The organism is Paenarthrobacter sp. YAF11_1, from assembly GCF_052113445.1.
GTDB lineage: Bacteria > Actinomycetota > Actinomycetes > Actinomycetales > Micrococcaceae > Arthrobacter.
Map to the genome: position 1 here is coordinate 272363 of NZ_JBFRDF010000001.1, position 14564 is coordinate 286926.

Here is a 14564-nt window from a genome sequence, read left to right on the forward strand (position 1 = left end):
CGTCGCTCTCCTGATCGACTGGAGGAAATCCCGCCGGCAGCTCTCAGACCTCGTAGCACGACTTCGGCCAAAGAGCGCGAACGAGTGGCCTACCGTCCAAGCCCGCACGCTTGAATCACTCGCAACCGGCAAGCTCACCACAAAGCCCCTCGAATGCGGCTCTATGAAACTTGGGGAGTTGAAACTATGACCTCAGCTGAGAACTACATCGAACCTCCTGATCACCTTCCGGAGCCTGTTGCCGAGGTGTGGCGGGAAATCGTTGAGAGCAACGACCTGGTGGGCAACGTGGACCGCTCCGCACTGGAGACCTTCTGCACCCTCATGGCTAGGCTCCGCGAAGCACGACAGCGCATCGAGGATGAAGGCATGGTGGTCACCGACCCACGAGGCCGCGTCATCCCCCACCCGGCGCTCGCCGTCGAACGCTCCACCGCGGAGCAGATCCGGGCGTGGGGTGACCGCTTCGCCCCGCTGGTGAAGCCAGCCAGGAAGCGCGGCTACATGGCCGACGCGACTGCGCTGACCATCACGGCCGCGAAACACCTTGAAGGGCCTCGCTTCGCCGGCCCCGTGGCAGCTGTGAAGACACTTGCCTGGATGATCGATGAGGCCCAGCGCGACAGCATGGAAGCGCTCCAGAAGGCCATGACAACAACCGTGCCGAACTACCTCAAAGCATGCGCTGAGCTGCAAATTACACCCGCCTCCCTTCCATCCGGCGCGGGACTGACGGCCGCTCCGACAGCTGAGGAATCCAAACCGGCAGAAGATGGAAAGCCGGAGGGTGCGAGTGTCACAGACTTCCAAGCTCGCGCCAGGGCACGCCGATCCGGTTAGTGGCCCAAACGCGGTAGACCCTGGCGATTACTACCGCAAGGTCTGTCACGTCCCGATCCCGGATCAGTCTGGGGCGAAGCGTCCGAAGATCTACGGGTACGCGGAACCTCGGATCTGCACCCCGCCGCTGCGTGCGCTGACGCCGGACACCACTCTTGGCTATGACGTCATTGAATTCGCCCGCGATGCCTTGGGAGTGGACCTCTACCCATGGCAGAAGGTTCTGCTCTGCCGGATGCTGGAGCTGCTGCCAGATGGCTCGCTGAGGTTCCGGACGGCAGTGGTGCTGATCGCCCGCCAGAACGGCAAGAGCACGCTGTCGCAGGTGCTGGCGCTGTGGTTCATGATCGTCTGGGGCTGGCCCCTTGTTATGGGCACAGCTCAGGACCTTGAAACTGCTGAGGAAGTATGGCAGGGCGCCGTTGACCTCGTGGAAGAAGACGAGGAGCTGTCCAAACTCCTTAAGCGCGTCGTGAAGGTCAACGGCAAAAAGGCCCTAGAGCTGAATCCCCAGGAGCCTCAGGGCAAGGTTGGGAAGAAGACGGGCCCGCGGTACAAGGTCAAGGCAGCCAACCGTCGCGCTGGACGTGGTTTCACCGGCAACCTGATCATGCTTGACGAGTTGCGCGAGCACCAGAACTGGGAAGCCTGGGGAGCGATCACCAAAACGACCATGGCGCAGGCCGAGGCTCTGATTTTGGCGCTTTCCAACGCCGGCGACTTGACCTCTATCGTCCTCCGCTACCTCCGCAAGATGGCCCACGAGGCTATCGGGGATCCGGACGGCATCTGTGAGGAGATCGGAGCTGCCGGGCCATCCGCGCTCGACGTCGCTGACCTCACGGAAGACGATGAAGAGCTTGATGACGACGAGCTGGCCGACTATGAGCAGGACGAGGACACTCTAGGCCTCTGGGAATGGTCGATGGCCCCGGGAACCGACAAAAGGGACCGTCAAGGCTGGGCACAGTCCAACCCCTCGCTGAATTGGAACCCCGGATTCACCGAACGCACCATCGCAGCGGCCTGCAAGACCGATCCCGAGTGGGTTTTTCGTACAGAGGTCGGTTGTCAGTGGTCAGAAGGCACTCTTACAGGGCCGTTCCCTCCTGGCGCGTGGGACAAGGGCAAGAATCCGGTCCAAACCCTTGACGACGGAACGATTGGCGTCGCCGAAGAACACCGGATAGTCCCCGGCTCGGAAGTTTGGGCAGGAGTTGACCAGTCCCACGACCGATCCATGACATATGTGGCATTCGGCGGCTTTAGGGCCGACGGCAAAGCCCAGGTGGAGATCGTGGCCGCCCGCCATGGCTCCGACTGGGTAAAGGGCTACCTGATGGACGTCAAACGACGCGGACGCGTCAAGGCCGTGGCCGGTCAGTCCAAGGGTGCTCCGATCTCACCACTGATGGAGAGCCTGGACGCTGACATTGAGTTCACGATTCCCGTTGTCGAGTGGTCAGGCAGCGACTTAACCAACGGATGGGCTGATGTCTTCGACTCTGTCAGAGACGTAACCGTTTTCCACAACCCTCAGCCTGTGCTGGACACTGCTGCGGCAACCGCCGTCGTGAAGGTGTTCAGCGGTGGCGCATCTATTCCTGATCACCGGGCGTCACCAGCTGAAGTCGCACCCCTCATGGCCTTCACAGCCGTGAAGTGGCTGATGGGCCGTCGCGTCGTTGCACCACCGCCACCACCGCCACCACCGGAGGCGCTACAGACCGCTGATACCGACTTTGCAGCTGACGACGTCGCCCAAATGGGCTTCTAGATGAGAGGAGTGCCGCATGGCAGTTCCGGAATCCGCTAAGGGTTACGCGGTGAATACCTCTCCGTGGTGGGCAGCACCAGACGAAGAAGAAACACCAGAGCTTCAGTGGCCGAAGAACGTTCGTGTGTACGACCAGATGCGCCGCCAGGACGCCCAGGTTGTTTCCACCCTCCGCGCCATAACGCTGCCGATCCGGCGCACCACCTACCGGATTGATCCGAACGGCGCCCGGGACGAAGTCACCCAGCAAGTCGCAGATGACATGGGCTTGCAAATTGTGGGTGACTCCGGGCGTTCGATCCTCCGAACTCGCAACAGGTTCTCCTGGGCTGAACATCTGCGTCTAGCGCTGACGATGCTTCCCTTCGGTCACTCGTTCTTTGAGCAGGTGTACCGGATCGAGGGGGGCAGGGCTCATTTGCGGAAGCTGGAATGGCGTCCGCCCCGCACTATCAGCAAGATCGACGTCGCGTCGGACGGCGGTCTGGTCGCCATCGAGCAATTCTCCGCGAAGGCGGGCAGTAAGGATCCGCGCATTGATGTGGGCAACTTGGTTGCTTACGTCAATGACCGTGAGGGCGGAAACTGGCTGGGCCAGTCAGTTATCCGACCGGCCTACAAGTACTGGCTCCTCAAGGACCGTGCTTTGCGGGTCCAAGCGCAAACCTTGGACCGCAATGGCATGGGCGTCCCCATCTACACTGCCTCCAAGCTCCCGGACGGGCTTGCCGAGGCGGAGTACGTGAAGCGCCAGAATGAGGAGATCGCAGCTGGTCTGAAGATCGCCAGGGGCCTGCGTTCGGGTGACAATTCGGGAGCTTCACTTCCCGATGGAGCAAAGCTCGACATGAAAGGCGTTGAAGGTGACCTGCCTGACGCTGACAAACCTATTCGGTACTACGACGAACAGATGGCCCGAGCGGTGTTGGCCCACTTTCTGAACCTTGGCACCGAGACCGGTTCCTGGGCCTTGGGTTCCACGTTCGCGGACTTCTTCACGCTGTCCCTTCAGACAGTCGCCAATCAGATCGCGGACGTAACCAACCAGCACGTCATTGAGGATCTGGTCGATCACAACTGGGGTCCGGAAGAGCCGGCACCAAAGCTCGTGTTTGACGAAATTGGCTCTCGACATCCCGCAACAGCTGAGTCCATCGCTCGCTTGGTCGACGTTGGTGCACTGACGCTGGACGACCCGCTAGAGGCTCACCTCCGGAACCAGTACAGCCTCCCGGCAGCGGACCCTGCAACGGCCCGTGAACGGGTCACAACTACCCAGGCAAGTCAGCCCCCGCAGCCCACCGAAAGCCGCTGGCCCGGTTCATGACAAGGAGAACTCAATTGAGCAGACCACTGAAGATGGCAACCGAAGGTAAGCAGTGGTACCGGATGGAAGCCAAGTCCGGAGATGCCGCGGACGTCTACATTTACGACGTCATTGACAGCTACTGGGGTGTGAACGCATCCGAGTTCGTGACGGAGCTTGCCGCCCTCGACGTCGAGAACATCAACCTTTACGTCAACTCCCCGGGCGGGTCAGTGTTCGATGGAACGGCGATCATGAACGCGCTTCGCCGGCACAAGGCGCACGTGACCGCAACGGTGGACGGGCTGGCAGCCTCCGCGGCTTCATTCATTGTCCAAGCGGCCGACGAAGTGGTCATGGGATTCGGCGCGGAAATGATGATCCACGACGCCTCAGCCGTGTGCTGGGGTAACGCAGCGGACATGGAAGAAACCGCTAAGGTCCTCAACCAGCTGTCCGAAACGATCGCCAACGTCTATGCAGAACGCGCTGGGGGCACCACAGAGGAGTGGCGCACGGCTATGCACGCGGAAACATGGTACACCGCAGAGGAAGCTGTGGCCGCCGGTCTTGCCGACCGTGTCGTGACCCGCAAGGGCAACGACACGGACGACGAAGCAGAGGCCTCAAACGCCAAGTTCGATCTGTCGATCTTCGCCCACGCCGGCCGCCGCGACGCACCCCGGCCCATGGTCCCCACAAACCACGCCCGCAAGGAACGTCTGAGCCTCGAAAACGGCCAAGCGCTCCAGCAACTCACCAACCTGGTCAATAAGACCTCCACAATGCCTCCGGCCGAGCCGAAGGACACCACCCACCCCCAAGAGGAAGGAACCGACACCATGTCGGATGCACTGAAAAAGGGGCTCCGTGAGCGGCTCGGCATCTCCGCCGAAGCAAACCTGAACGACGACGCCTTGCTGGCCGCCGTTGACGAGGTGCTCGCAGAGCAGGACACCGCTGCACCAACCGCAGCAGCAGGAACCGTCGTACTGGACGAAGCCCAGTACGCAGACCTCCAGGCCGCCGCTGCCGAAGGTCGGGAAGCCCGCAACCAGCAGCTCGCCGCAGAGCGAGCAGCAATTGTCGACTCCGCAGTGAACGACGGCCGGATTCCCCCGGCCCGCCGAGACCACTGGATCAACGCGCTCGCCGCTGATCCCGGAATCGCTGAGACTTTGGCGGGCCTCGCGCCCGGCCTGGTCAATCTGTCCCCCGCCGGCTACACGGGCGGCGTCGATCAGGCGTCGGACGAAGACGACACCTACTACTCCAAGGTGTACCCCACCGAAAACAAGGAGGCCTGAGAAATGCAGTACTTGCCGATCTTCCGTCCAGGAGAGACTGTCACGTTCGACGTCACCACGGCTGTGACCGGAGGGCACCCCGTTGAAGTCGGAGCGGCCGATCGCTCCGTTGCCCCCGCGGCCGCTGCTTCCGCGAAGTATGTCGGCGTAGCCGGCCATGACGCAGCGGTAGGCGACAAGGTGACTGTCGAGGTCAACAAGCCCATCCATTCTCTGATCGCTCTCGGCGCTGTAACTCGCGGCCAGAGGGTAGAGACGGCCGGCGCGGGAAAGATCCGCACACTGGCAGCTGGCACCGCCATCGGCCTCGCTCTCACTTCCGCGGCCGACGGCGCAGCCGTCCAGGTCCTCGAGTTCTAAGAAAGGACTACAGAGAATGTTGACCTACCCCTACACTCCGAGCCAGCTGGCAGCAGCCAGCGCTACGGACTTGATCGCCTTCGTCAAGTCCCCGACTCTCCTCGCCCGGCGTCTTGGAGAGATCCTCAACGCCCAGCAGTTCATCGGGAACTTCCTCCTGCAAGGTCGCTACACCCTTCAGGGTGGAGCAATCGCGGTTCCGTCGAATGAGACGATCCGTACCGAACGTGGCGCCGAGACAGTCGCTCCGGGCGCTGAGTACAAGCTCACGACCATGAGCGCCGAGCAGTACGAGTTGTACACCGGCTCCAAGGAAGGTCTCGCCACAGAGATCACCGACGAGGAGGTTGGCCGCAGCCTGCGGCAACCCGTCGATGATGCGATGACATTTCTGCAGACCGAAATGGTCTTCAGTGCCAACGAGATCGCGCTCGGCGTCATCCTCTCTTCGGTAACGAGGACACTGGCGGCAAGCGCCCCGTGGACCAACGGAAAGACGATCCTTCGGGACGCGCTGCGCGTCCAGGCCGCCACGCGCAAGCTCAAGTTGGGCTACTCCATCGACACCGTGGTGTTGCCCGGAGAGCAGTACGCCGACGTCCTGCCCGAACTGCTCGACGTCCTTCCGGACAACGACAACACGGCGCTGACGGGGAATTTCCCGACGATCTCGGGTATCACCTGGGTGCCCGCAGACGACGACGACTTCACAAACCCCATGTTCGTGGACCGTCGGCGCCTTGGCGGGATCGCCCGCGAGAACATCCCGTCTCCGGAGTACAAGCCTGTCGGCGGCGACACTGGCGTGGAGGTGGCCTCGTTCCGCGAGAGGTCCGACAAGACCCGCATCCAGGCACGTAACCCGCACGTGCCTGTGGTCACGAACCCGCTTGCCGGGGTCGTACTTACCGGAACGGAGGCCTAAGCAATGGCAACTTTCTACCGAGCTAAAGCCAAGGTTGTGAAGGTCTCCATTGGCCCCGCATCCGGCAACCGAGTGGCGCGTATCCTCACAGGTGGCAGCGTCATTCCGGAGGGCGTCGAGCAGGAACAGCTGGACCGCCTGGAAAAGGCCAACCTCATTGAGAAGGTCACCGTCCGTGACGAGCCGACCGAAACCGAACTCGCCGCGAAAGCAGCGAAGGTAGCGGCAGCGAAGGCAGCCGCTGACGAGAAGGCCAGGGCGGCGGCAGATGCGAAAGCAGCTGCTGATGCAAAGGCAGAAGCTGACGCCAAGGCCGCGGCTGCCAAGACAACCCCGGCGAAGTAAGAGGAGGTGGACGCCATGGCTACTGATCTGGCAACAATTCCAACGATCGAGCAGGCATGGCGTCCACTTACCTCTCTGGAGAAGCCAAGGGCCGAGTACTACCTCGGCAAGGCTTCTCGCGCCATCCGACGTCGTTGGCCGGATGTCGATCAACGCATCCTCAACCCTGACGATTACCTGACTGCTGATGACGTCTCTGACGTCGTGGTGCAGATGGTTCTCAGCGCGGTGGACGTTCCGCCCATACGGGGAGCGAAGTCCTTCTCAGAAGGTGTTGGACCAATGTCGCGTTCAGCCACACTACTGGCTGGCAGTACCAACCCAACCGAGATCCACGGCTGGATGGTGGAAGTGTTCGAGGGGCGCAGCGCGGCCCTTCCCGTCTTCCACTCCCCACCTTCTGGTAATTACGAGGGTCTTTTCATCTGGCCGGAAGGGCGGTGTTGATGTTTCCCCTGGCGAACGGCGAAACGGTGGTGCGGGAACGGGCGCAGCTCGTGAACGATATCTACTCTGGCGAAGCAACCAAGAGGGACTGGTCAGAGCCGGACACAATCGACATAGAGGGGTGCGCCATTGCCCCGTCCAGCAGCGTCGAGACGCAGACGGAGAACCGGAACACCGTCACCACGGCCATGAGCCTCTACGGCGCTCCCGGGATCGACGTGCTGCCCCAGGACCGCATCAGGGCACGATCTGGGCTGTGGCAGGTTGAGGGTGAAGTTGCCGACTGGCTCAACGCGCTAACCGGTTGGAATCCCGGTGTCGAGTTCAGAGTGACGAAGGTGGTGGGCTAGTGGCCGGCGTGGACTTCAACGACTCATTCTTTGAACAGCTCGGGCGCTCGCCGGCAGTAACCGGCTTGTGTGTGGAAAAGGCTAACAGGGTTGCCGCTGCTGCCCGAGCCTCGGCTCCGAGGGACAGCAACGCGTATGCGAACAGCATCCGCGTGGAAGTTGTTCGCCGCGGCCGCCGTAACGCGGCACTCGTAATCGCTGACAGTCCGATTGCTCTGCTGGTCGAATCCAAGACCGGCAACCTTGCCCGGGCGTTGAACCAGGTGAAGAAGAGTGGGTAAGCGCGTTATCCACTCAGACCTTGAGGAGTTCCTTGCCCGGTTCATCCGACAGGAGCTGGAGGTCATCGGATCTCCACTGGCCTCTGACGTGTTTGTGAGTAACCAGTTCCCTAATCCGGCCCGGCCTAAGTCGGTGATCGTCCGAGACGATGGCGGCCCCGACGTCTCGATCATCACCAATGAACCAACAGTCGGGATCACCGTCCTGACCGACGACGACTTCACCGACGGTAAGACGGCCACGGACCTGTCATACCTGGTCAAGGCCATCGTCAAGGACTGCGCTCGCGTCGAACCCGGCAACCCGGTCGCCGCCGTGCTCGGGTTCACCGGCCCGTACAAAGTGCCAGATGAAACAGGCCACCCCCGGCGCTACATGACGGCTGAACTGTCCGTCGCCGGCCACGAGCTGGCTTAGAGCTTTACCCAAACCAATCAACCAGCCATTCACGCCTGTGAATGGTTTTTCTATTTGGAGGCAAATAATGGCTGCTGATGAACTCGGCAACGACGTCGAAGCTGTTGGTGTACCGGTAACCGGCCACATCGGCTTCGCACCTTTCGGGACGGCTGTCCCCACCCCCGTGGCCGGCAAGGCGCTCGACTACGAACTTCCGGTCGATTTCAAGATCCCGGGTCTTCTCACGGAGGACGGCGGCTTTGAGTGGACCATGGAGGCTGACGGCGATGCGATCGTGTTCTGGCAGGAGGGATATTCCATCCCATCCGGCCTCGCGAACGTTGAACTGAAGGTCAAGTTCGCCCAGACCGATGAGACGGTGCGCCAGATCATCCGTGGCAAGACCGCGGACGCGAATGGCTACATGACCATCGACGGCGGTGGCACGTCAACCAGGTACGTCGCGTTCACCGAGGAGATCTTCAAGAACGGCGTGATCCGCCGGCGCGTGGCAGCCAACACCGGCGTGAAGTCGGTCAAGGAAGACAAGTCCGAGCGCGGCAAGGTCCTCGGCTACGAAGTCACCTTCTCGATCTCCCGAGCACCGGAGCTGGAAAACCAGCACCTGGGCGAATGGCTGATCCCGCTCCCCGTCGCTCCATAGCCTCCGGGCTCCTTAGACCTGTGGTCCCGTGCTCTCGATGGGTGAGCGCGGGACCACAGCTTTTAACCCATCAAACCCATCGCACCCATTAGGAGAAGTCATGACCAAGCAGGAAGCAGCCCCCAAGCCTAAGTTCCTCATTGTTGAGAACACCCTCAAGTGCCAGACAGAGAACGGCGAACTGTCGCTCCCGCTCGGCGTCAAGTTTGGGACTATTCGCAGGCTGATGGGCGGCGAACAGAAGACCCAGTACGAAGAATTCGAGTTCTTCATGACCGAGATCTTCAGCGAAGCCCATAACAAGGCGTTGGACGACTTGGACGCTGCTGAGGCAGGCGAGATCCTCACGGAGTACAGCGACGCCCTCTCGAAGCGGTTCCAGGTGAGCATGGGAAAATCCGTTGGCTCGTCGGACTCCTCAGAGAGCACCGAGGAGCAATCGCCTACGACTTCCGAAAGCTAGGCATCTCCGTTGAGGACATTGGCGATTCTTTGCCTGTGTGGGAAGCCGTAGAGCTTGCCGAACAGATAGCCCTGGACATGGGCTCTCGCCTGTTCGCTGCACTCGCAGGCTGGTCGTTCCCTATGACTCGCGGAGAAATGATGGCCACAGCCTCGTTTGCTCAGGAGTTCAACGCAAACCGGGACAAGGACACCCCGCCGTTTGTTCCTGACTGGCCGTGGCCTACTGAGCCAGCAGTTGAAGAAGTCACCCCCGAGGAGCGCGCCCGAGCTGAGGCGCAACTGAAGCAGTACAGCGCCTTCGGGCAAATCAGAACTAAATAAGGGGGCCTCTGGTGTCTGAAGTCGGGTCCGGTCAGGTAGCAATCTTCCCCACATTTCGTGGGTTCCGGTCTTCAGTCAACTCCGAGGTTGCTGGCGCTGGACGCGAGGGCGGCAAAACGTTCAGCTCCGCGTTCAGCGCCGGCGCTGGCGACCCCGGCCAGGCGCTGGTCAAGAAGCTCAACGCGCAGATCGCATCCGGCGCCAAAGCTCTCTCCGCAGCGCGGCTAAGCGAGCAGGACGCAACTGGCAAGGTCCGGGTCGCTGAAGCAGCGCTCAATGAGGCCCGATCCAGGGGTGAGCAGGGCAGCGCTCGTGTCATCGCCGCAGAAGAGCGCCTAGCGACGGCAAAGCGGAAGCTGACCGAGGCCAGCGGCAAAACCATAGCCGCATCGGACCAGCTACGGCAGTCGCAGTCCAAACTTGCCGAAGCCATGGACTCTGCCGGCGCTTCGGGCGAACAGGCATCCGGCCGGTTCGCCCGCGGCTGGCAAAGCGTCAAGTCCAAGCTCAACGGTGCAGCCAAGGGCGCCGTGGACGATGAAGGCGCCAAAGCCCAAGCAGCTGCTGACAAAGCCGGACAGGATGCAGGAGGCCGGTTCGGCAGGGGCTTCAAAGCTCTTGTCGGTCCGGCCATCGCGCTCGCCAGTGCGGGGATCTTTGGGAGTTTCGTTGGCGAGGCGGCCAGGGCCAGTGACGCCACGGACAAGTTCAAAGCCACGATGGACTTCGCTGGGCTTGATACCTCGGCTATCGACGCAGCGTCCAAGGCGGCGAAGGACTACGCGGATCAGACCGTTTTTGATCTGCCCACGATCCAGAACACCATCGCGCAGCTGGCCTCGAACGGCGTCCAGGACTACACCGGCCTGACGAAGGCTGCGGGTAACCTCAACGCCGTCGCAGGCGGAAACGCTGACACGTTCAAGTCAGTGGCCATGGTCATGACCCAGACGGCCGGCGCGGGCAAGCTCACTACGGAGAACTGGAACCAGATGGCGGACGCCATCCCTGGTGCTGCTGGGCCGCTGATGCGTTCACTGGAGCAAGCTGGCGCGTACACCGGAAACTTCCGGGATGCGATGGCCGCCGGCCAGATCACGTCCGACGAGTTCAACGCCGCGCTGATGAAGCTCGGCAACGACCCGGTTGCAGTCGAAGCTGCCAAGTCCACCAAAACCTTTGAAGGTGCCATCGGCAACCTTCAGGCCACGATCAACTCAGGTCTGATGGGCGCCCTGGACAAGATGAAGCCCGGTATCACCGGGGCGATCAACCTTCTCTCCGGTGGACTCGGAAAGGCGTTCGAGTGGACGGGCAAGGCTGCTTCTGGCCTGATTGACGTCTTCGCCAATGGCGACTTCACCACAAACCTGCGTGAAGCGTTCAACGTCGAGGAGGACTCAGGCTTTGTCAGTTTCCTCTTCAGCGCCCGTGATGCTGCTCAAGAGGTGGCGGGAGGCTTCCGGGCATTCGGTGCCGCGTTCAGAGCCGCGGACGGTGACGTAACATCCGCTGGGTTCCCCGGGTTCATGGAGCAGCTAGCGAACGCCGTCAGACCAGTCTTTGATGCCTTCTCAGCACTCGCGCCCACCGTGCTGGGGCTCTTCCAGTCTTTCTCGCCAATCGGGCTGCTGTTCCAAGCCCTGCAACCGGTACTGCCTGTCCTTGCCGCTGCTATTGGGCAGCTCGGGATGGCGTTGGCCGGGGTGCTTGGTTCGGCTTTGACAACAGTTCAACCGCTGATCCAGACCCTTATCGGGCACCTCAGCGGGGTGTTCATCGCGATTCTGCCGAGCATCGTTGGACTTATCGCGATGCTGGGCGACGCCTTCACCATGCTCTCACCAGTGATCAGCATGGTTCTCGCAGCGGTGATCCCGCTCGTGACCACGCTCGTTTCCCAGCTCTCACCGATCATCATCAGCCTGGTCACGTCGGTCATGCCTCCGCTGATCAGCATCTTCAGCATGGTGATCGCCGCGATCGCGCCGCTTATCACGCAGATCCTGGGTGTGCTGATCCCGGTGATCCAAGCGCTGATGCCGGTGGTTGTGACGGTGTTCGGTGTCATCGCGGAGATCATCACGGCAGCCATGCAGATCGTGCAGGGCATCATCCAGGTGGTCACCGGGATCATCTCTGGGAACTGGTCGCAGGTTTGGTCCGGTATCCAGAACATCTTCGGTGGCATCTGGAACGCCATCGTTGCTGTGGTCCGCGGGGCTATCCAGATCGTCGGTTCAGTCATCCAGGCTGGGCTAAGCATCGTGGGCAACGTCGTCGGGTCCGTCCTGGGCGGCATCGGTTCGTTCTTCGCAGACACCTGGAGGAACATCACCAACGGCGTCTCCGGTTTCATCTCCGGCTTCCTTGGGTTCTTCAATGACCTCCCGGGGAAGATCATGGGCGCCTTGTCCGGGGCAAGCACCTGGTTGCTCGACGTCGGCAAGAACATTGTCCAAGGCCTGATCAACGGCGCCAAGGGAATGATCGACAGCGCCGTAAACGCGATCAAGGATGTCGGCGGGGCCATGTTGGACGGCGTCAAGGGATTCCTTGGCATCAAGTCCCCATCGCGGCGATTCCGGTTCGAAGTTGGCCAGCAGGTTGGAGAGGGTGCCCGGCTGGGCATCCTCGACAAAGTGAAGTCCGTAGCGGAAGCGGCCAAGCAGCTGGTGACAGTTCCATCTGTTGGCGGCGCGAGGGTATCCGGGGGTGCCGGGGGGCCTCAGGGCTCGCCGGGCGGCCAGACCAACTACGTGACCATCAACCAGGTGGACGATCCGATAGGAACGTCCCACGCGGTCGTCAGGCGCCTCGGCGCCATCGCACCTTAGGAGGCGCCTGACATGCCCTACCCGTCCCCGATCACCTACCCGTCCCGGTTGCTGTTTCCCGGTACGGCGATACCTGAGAATCAGGGCAGGTCACCCATAGCTTTGGGTGACCTGCTCATGAACTGGGTGGATGACGATGGCACCGTTTGGGCGGTGGAGGAGAACCCCGGCTGGCTCGGCTCCCCCGCATCCACCGCGGAACTGACGCAACGGGCTCGAGGCGATGGCGCAACGTCGACGGAAGGGTTCCTTCAGGCGAAGACGCTGCCCATGCAAGGACGAATCCGCGCCCAGACAGCAGAACTATTGTCTGCCGCAATCGACCGCCTCAACCACGCGGTGAGCGTTGAACCATTCAATTTGATTGTTGCCGAAGCGGGCCGGGTCAGGCACATGACAGTTCAACGTCAGGACGAGATTCTGACCAGCACAGTCAAGGGCTCGGCGACGGTGGCAACATTCAGCATCCAGCTGAGTGCGAAAGATCCGCGAAAGTTCGGAGACGTTGAGTCGCATTCGACGCTGCTGCCGAAATCGAGTGGCGGAATGACCTACCCAAAGACCTATCCAGTCACGTACACGGGTGTCAGCAATGACGGCAAGCTGCAGATCGAAAACCAAGGCAACACAAACGCGCCAGTCTGGCTCCGCATCGATGGGCCAATCCCAGCCGGCGGGTGGACTGTGACGCACGTTGGGAAGAGGCTTCAGCTGTCATTCGCAACCAGCATTGCCCTCAGCGCAGGCGAATTCGTGACCGTGGACATGGACCGTCGAGAGATTCTGGCTCAGGGCCAGTCCGCAAGGGCAGGCTACGTGACTTCACGTGGTTGGTTCTCCCTGGATCCAGGACATAACGAGATCGCCTTCAGCGCCGCCAATTATTCGGCCACCGCGCAACTGACTGTAACTACGAAACCGGCTTGGAGCTGAGATGACAATTACTTGCCAGCCTATGGATGCCGTCGCTGGGCTACCCACCTACTCAGCGGGCAATGAGCGCCAAACGAGCGCTGTCATGTACGGAGGCGGCGCCAATGTTCCATTGAAGGCCGTTCAGGGGTTCAGGCCCGGAACAATCAGCGGACTTGTGACGGCTACGTCAACGACGTGGACGATGCGACCTTGCCCCATCGTCATTTCGCCATCGGCTTCGACGGCCCAAGGATCTTACCGGTGGGCTTCCGATTCAAACATCACAGGAGCCGTCACGGCCGCGAACGCGACGTACCCGCGCAAGGACATTCTCTACATCCAAGTGAGTGACTCTTCCTCGGGTGACGGTTCCGGCGCTTTGTCTGCCCCGGTGCTGTACTTGGCCGGCACCCCCGGGGCTGATCCTCAGGCACCGGATCTTCCAGTGCGCTCGTTCTTGGTGGCAACGATCACCGTTCCGCAGGTTGGCGGAGGATCTCCTACGGTAGTCCGTAACCCGGCAACGTTTGTCGCTGCCGGTGGCATTCAGCCTGTTTCGGGGACCACCGAGCAGGCTGCGCTGACCCCGTATGAGGGTTTGCGGATCGACCGCACAGACCTTGATCTGATGGTCCGTTACAACGGCACACGGTGGGTTGGCGGCCGCGCTGCCATCACCCTGGATCCGTTGTACGTTGCTCGCGGCGCAGGAACCGCGGCGCCGCGAGTGTGCCAGAACTCAGACGGTGACGTGATCATGGAAGGCGTCTTGCAACGCGCTTCCGGGACGCTCACGATGCTGGCCAACAACCCGTACCCGATCGGCACGATACCCGAAGGGTATAGACCAGCCGAAGAACGCGGAATGCTGGTGCAGACGTCCACGGGTATGGGTGGGTGGGGGCGCATCCGCATCGACCCGGGCACAGGCGTGATCAGCTTCGAGACTCCGGTTGCGTTCACGGGCCTCGCCGCGGCCAGTGCAGTGATCTGGCTGGACAGCTTCACCTGGACCACACCGTAG

At 61.6% G+C, this 14564-nt stretch carries 16 protein-coding genes; all 16 read left to right on the forward strand.

The window, feature by feature from the left end; genetic code table 11:
* The first annotated feature begins 186 nt into the window (after positions 1-186).
* The 16 genes from AB4Y77_RS01355 to AB4Y77_RS01430 all read left to right on the forward strand — a co-directional run bounded on the left by AB4Y77_RS01355 (position 187) and on the right by AB4Y77_RS01430 (position 14564).
* The gene (locus AB4Y77_RS01355; protein WP_442012750.1) at positions 187-840 is read left to right on the forward strand and encodes a P27 family phage terminase small subunit; all 654 of its coding nucleotides are present in this window, start codon (positions 187-189) and stop codon (positions 838-840) included.
* On the forward strand, positions 794-2617 hold the full coding sequence (locus AB4Y77_RS01360; protein WP_442012751.1) for a hypothetical protein: 1824 nt from the start codon (positions 794-796) through the stop codon (positions 2615-2617). Before AB4Y77_RS01355 ends, AB4Y77_RS01360 begins: the two co-directional genes overlap by 47 nt.
* A gap of 16 nt (positions 2618-2633) precedes the next feature.
* The gene (locus AB4Y77_RS01365) at positions 2634-3944 is read left to right on the forward strand and encodes a phage portal protein family protein (protein ID WP_442012752.1); all 1311 of its coding nucleotides are present in this window, start codon (positions 2634-2636) and stop codon (positions 3942-3944) included.
* Between the two features lie 14 nt (positions 3945-3958).
* Positions 3959-5230 carry a head maturation protease, ClpP-related gene (locus tag AB4Y77_RS01370; RefSeq protein WP_442012753.1) on the forward strand — a complete coding sequence of 424 codons (1272 nt, stop codon included), beginning with the start codon at positions 3959-3961 and terminating at the stop codon, positions 5228-5230.
* Positions 5231-5233: 3 nt separating this feature from the next.
* Complete coding sequence (locus tag AB4Y77_RS01375) at positions 5234-5590, forward strand: capsid cement protein (RefSeq protein ID WP_442012754.1); 357 nt, start codon at positions 5234-5236, stop codon at positions 5588-5590.
* Positions 5591-5606: 16 nt separating this feature from the next.
* The gene (locus AB4Y77_RS01380; RefSeq protein WP_442012755.1) at positions 5607-6515 is read left to right on the forward strand and encodes a phage major capsid protein; all 909 of its coding nucleotides are present in this window, start codon (positions 5607-5609) and stop codon (positions 6513-6515) included.
* A gap of 3 nt (positions 6516-6518) precedes the next feature.
* Positions 6519-6860, forward strand: coding sequence for a hypothetical protein (locus AB4Y77_RS01385; RefSeq protein WP_442012756.1), 342 nt, complete (start codon positions 6519-6521; stop codon positions 6858-6860).
* Between the two features lie 15 nt (positions 6861-6875).
* Complete coding sequence (locus AB4Y77_RS01390; RefSeq protein ID WP_442012757.1) at positions 6876-7307, forward strand: hypothetical protein; 432 nt, start codon at positions 6876-6878, stop codon at positions 7305-7307.
* The gene (locus tag AB4Y77_RS01395; RefSeq protein ID WP_442012758.1) at positions 7307-7657 is read left to right on the forward strand and encodes a hypothetical protein; all 351 of its coding nucleotides are present in this window, start codon (positions 7307-7309) and stop codon (positions 7655-7657) included. The genes AB4Y77_RS01390 and AB4Y77_RS01395 overlap by 1 nt, the downstream gene beginning before the upstream one ends.
* Positions 7657-7938, forward strand: a complete 282-nt coding sequence (locus AB4Y77_RS01400; RefSeq protein WP_179017472.1) for an HK97 gp10 family phage protein — start codon at positions 7657-7659, stop codon at positions 7936-7938. Before AB4Y77_RS01395 ends, AB4Y77_RS01400 begins: the two co-directional genes overlap by 1 nt.
* Positions 7931-8356 carry a hypothetical protein gene (locus AB4Y77_RS01405; RefSeq protein ID WP_442012759.1) on the forward strand — a complete coding sequence of 142 codons (426 nt, stop codon included), beginning with the start codon at positions 7931-7933 and terminating at the stop codon, positions 8354-8356. The genes AB4Y77_RS01400 and AB4Y77_RS01405 overlap by 8 nt, the downstream gene beginning before the upstream one ends.
* A 67-nt stretch (positions 8357-8423) precedes the next feature.
* Positions 8424-9002, forward strand: a complete 579-nt coding sequence (locus tag AB4Y77_RS01410) for a phage tail tube protein (protein WP_442012760.1) — start codon at positions 8424-8426, stop codon at positions 9000-9002.
* A gap of 100 nt (positions 9003-9102) precedes the next feature.
* Positions 9103-9465, forward strand: a complete 363-nt coding sequence (locus AB4Y77_RS01415) for a hypothetical protein (protein ID WP_442012761.1) — start codon at positions 9103-9105, stop codon at positions 9463-9465.
* 334 nt (positions 9466-9799) lie between these two features.
* Entirely contained in the window at positions 9800-12625 is a 2826-nt protein-coding gene (locus AB4Y77_RS01420; protein WP_442012762.1) for a tape measure protein, read from the forward strand.
* Positions 12626-12637: 12 nt separating this feature from the next.
* Positions 12638-13558: a phage distal tail protein gene (locus AB4Y77_RS01425; protein WP_442012763.1), complete on the forward strand. Its 921-nt coding sequence runs from the start codon at positions 12638-12640 to the stop codon at positions 13556-13558.
* 157 nt (positions 13559-13715) lie between these two features.
* Positions 13716-14564 (forward strand): hypothetical protein, encoded by an 849-nt coding sequence (locus tag AB4Y77_RS01430; protein ID WP_442012764.1) that lies wholly within the window; start codon positions 13716-13718, stop codon positions 14562-14564.